3 protein-coding genes are annotated in these 2,377 nt (G+C 69.7%); all 3 read right to left on the reverse strand.

Annotated elements, in window-relative coordinates; translation table 11 throughout:
- Positions 1-25: 25 nt before the first annotated feature.
- The 3 genes from tnpC to tnpA all read right to left on the reverse strand — a co-directional run bounded on the left by tnpC (position 26) and on the right by tnpA (position 2,292).
- Positions 26-1,459, reverse strand: coding sequence for an IS66 family transposase (gene tnpC, locus GGQ96_RS21025; protein WP_184117187.1), 1,434 nt, complete (start codon positions 1,457-1,459; stop codon positions 26-28).
- Between the two features lie 111 nt (positions 1,460-1,570).
- Positions 1,571-1,918 carry an IS66 family insertion sequence element accessory protein TnpB gene (tnpB, locus tag GGQ96_RS21030; RefSeq protein WP_076711207.1) on the reverse strand — a complete coding sequence of 116 codons (348 nt, stop codon included), beginning with the start codon at positions 1,916-1,918 and terminating at the stop codon, positions 1,571-1,573.
- Positions 1,915-2,292, reverse strand: a complete 378-nt coding sequence (tnpA, locus tag GGQ96_RS21035) for an IS66-like element accessory protein TnpA (RefSeq protein WP_184117186.1) — start codon at positions 2,290-2,292, stop codon at positions 1,915-1,917. The genes tnpB and tnpA overlap by 4 nt, the downstream gene beginning before the upstream one ends.
- Positions 2,293-2,377 lie beyond the last annotated feature (85 nt).

Consider the following 2,377-nt stretch of genomic DNA (forward strand, 5'->3'; position numbering starts at 1 on the left):
GTAAGCGTCCGGTGACGGCGTCACCTCAAACGGGCCGGTAGTTCCACGGCAGCAGTTCAGCGACCCGGCGGGCCGGATGGTCTGCGATGCGTCTGATGGTGTCGGCCAGCCAGGCCTCGGGGTCGACGCCGTTGAGCCTGGCGGTTTCCACTAGGCTGTAGATGCTGGCGGCGCGGTGCCCGCCCTGGTCGGAGCCCGCGAATAGCCAGTTTTTGCGCCCGACGGCGATACCGCGCAGCGAGCGCTCGGCGGCATTGTTGTCGATCTCCAGGCGACCATCGTCGGCATAGCGGGTCAACGCCTGCCAGCGGGCGAGCGCATAGCGGATGGCGACCGCAAGGTCGGAGCGCCGGGACAGCTTTGGTCCGGTCGCGTCGAGCCACTGGCGGAAGGCATCGAGCAGCGGTCCGGCCCTGGCCTGGCGCGCGTGCCGTCGCTCGTCAGGGAGCCGGCCACGCACATCCCGTTCGACGGCATAGAGGCCGGCGATATGGTCCAGTGCCTCGCGGGCCGTGGCGGAGCCGGTTGCGGCATGGACGTCGAAGAACTTGCGCCTGACATGCGCCCAGCAGGCCACCTCACGGATGCGGTCGCCATAGAGGCGGTCGAACCCGGCATAGCCATCGGCGTGCAGATCGCCCCGGAACCGGGCAAGATGTCCGGCGGGTCGTTCGCCCTTGCGGTCGGGCGCGTAGTGGAACAGCACGGCGGGCGGAGCCTCGCCGCCAGCCCCGCGCTCGTCGCGTACATAGGTCCACAGCCTGCCCGTCCTGGTGCGACCGGCACCAGGGGCCAGTACCGGCACCGGCGTGTCGTCGGCATGGAGGGTCGCGCCGCCCATGACGTGGCGCTCGAGCGCGTCGACCAAGGGGTCGAGGAGCGCGGCCGAGCGCCCGACCCAGTCGGCCAGGGTGGAGCGGGCAAGGTCGACGCCCTGGCGAGCATAGATGCCCGACTGGCGGTAGAGCGGCAGATGGTCGGCGTATTTGGACACCAGCACATGGGCGAGCAGCCCCGCACCGGGTCGACCGCGCTCGATGGGCATGGACGGCAACGGCGCCTGCACTATGCGCTCGCATGACCGGCAGCTGAGCCGCGGCCGGACGTGGCGCACGACCCGGAACGAGGCGGGCACATAGTCGAGCTGTTCCGTAACGTCCTCGCCCATGCGCCGCATGGCACCACCGCAGTCGGGGCAGACGCACGGTGCCTCATGCACGACCTCGGTGCGGGGCAGATGGTCGGGCAGCGGCTGTCGATACGGCCTGGCGGTCTCCCGTGTCCGGGTGACCACCGGCATCGCCGCAGTGGCGGCTTCCGCCTCGCGCTCTTCCAGCCCGAGTTCCAGCTGGTCAGCCTGGTGCGTCAGCTTCTCCGACGAACGGCCGAAGGCCATGCGCCGCAGCCGCGCGACCTGCATCCGCAACTGCTCCAGCTCGGCGCCGGCAGCAATGAGCATGGCCTTCAGAAGGGCGATATCGTCGGGCAGCGAGGCGGCATCGGGCGACACGCCCGCTTATACCAGAACCCCCGTGCCGATACACGCGAAAGCCGCAGGAAACCGTACTTTTTACCAGGCCAAGGTCGGCTGCGAGGACCGGATCGGATGCCGCCAGTCCACCCCTTCGAGCAGCATCGACAGCTGCGCCGGGGTCAGCACCGCGACGCCGTCCGCGGTCGCCGGCCAGGTGAACCGGCCCCGCTCCAGACGCTTGGCATGGAGCACGAGACCCTGACCATCCCACCACAGCAGCTTGACCAGATCGCCACGCTTGCCCCGGAAGGCGTACACCGCACCGCCAAACGGATCCTGGCGCAGCCGCTGCTGTACCAGCGCGGCCAGCCCGTCGAAGCCCTTGCGCATGTCCGTGACCCCGGCCGCCAGATACACCCGGACACCGCCCGGCGGCCCGATCAAGCAAACCCCGCCAGCACGGTCTTGAGCACCCGCGCGTCGATGGGAGGTGCCAGGCGGATGCGTTGCCCGGCCGGGCCGACCACTTCCACCACACCCGGTCCGAGCGGCTCCGAATGCGGCACCATGGGCGCGCCCGCCACCTCGACCGGAATGAATGCCGGCCCCGGCAACGGCAATGCTTCGCTCGCCACCCCGTCGCGCAGCAGCGTGCGTCGCCAGCGATACACCAGCGACGTGCACACCCGGTGTCGCCGCGCCACCTCCAGCACGCTGGCGCCCGGCATCATCGCCTCCGACACGATCCGCGCCTTGTCATCTTCGCTGAACCGCCGGCGCGGTTCAGGCCCAACCATCTCCATAATTCGCGTCGCCATGATGCCGCACCGGTGTCTGCCACAGTGCCGCACCTGTGGCTTGCGCATCACCTCGTCAGCAAGGTGGAGAAGACCGGACGCTTAC

Origin of the sequence: Sphingomonas abaci, from assembly GCF_014199625.1 — a bacterium.
Classification (GTDB): domain Bacteria; phylum Pseudomonadota; class Alphaproteobacteria; order Sphingomonadales; family Sphingomonadaceae; genus Sphingomonas; species Sphingomonas abaci.

What these genes read in the sequence shown, in the direction of transcription:
- tnpA (WP_184117186.1), bottom strand. Translation starts at nt 2,292, where the DNA reads ATGGCGACGCGAATTATGGAGATGGTTGGGCCTGAACCGCGCCGGCGG.
- tnpC (WP_184117187.1), bottom strand. Translation starts at nt 1,459, where the DNA reads ATGCTCATTGCTGCCGGCGCCGAGCTGGAGCAGTTGCGGATGCAGGTC.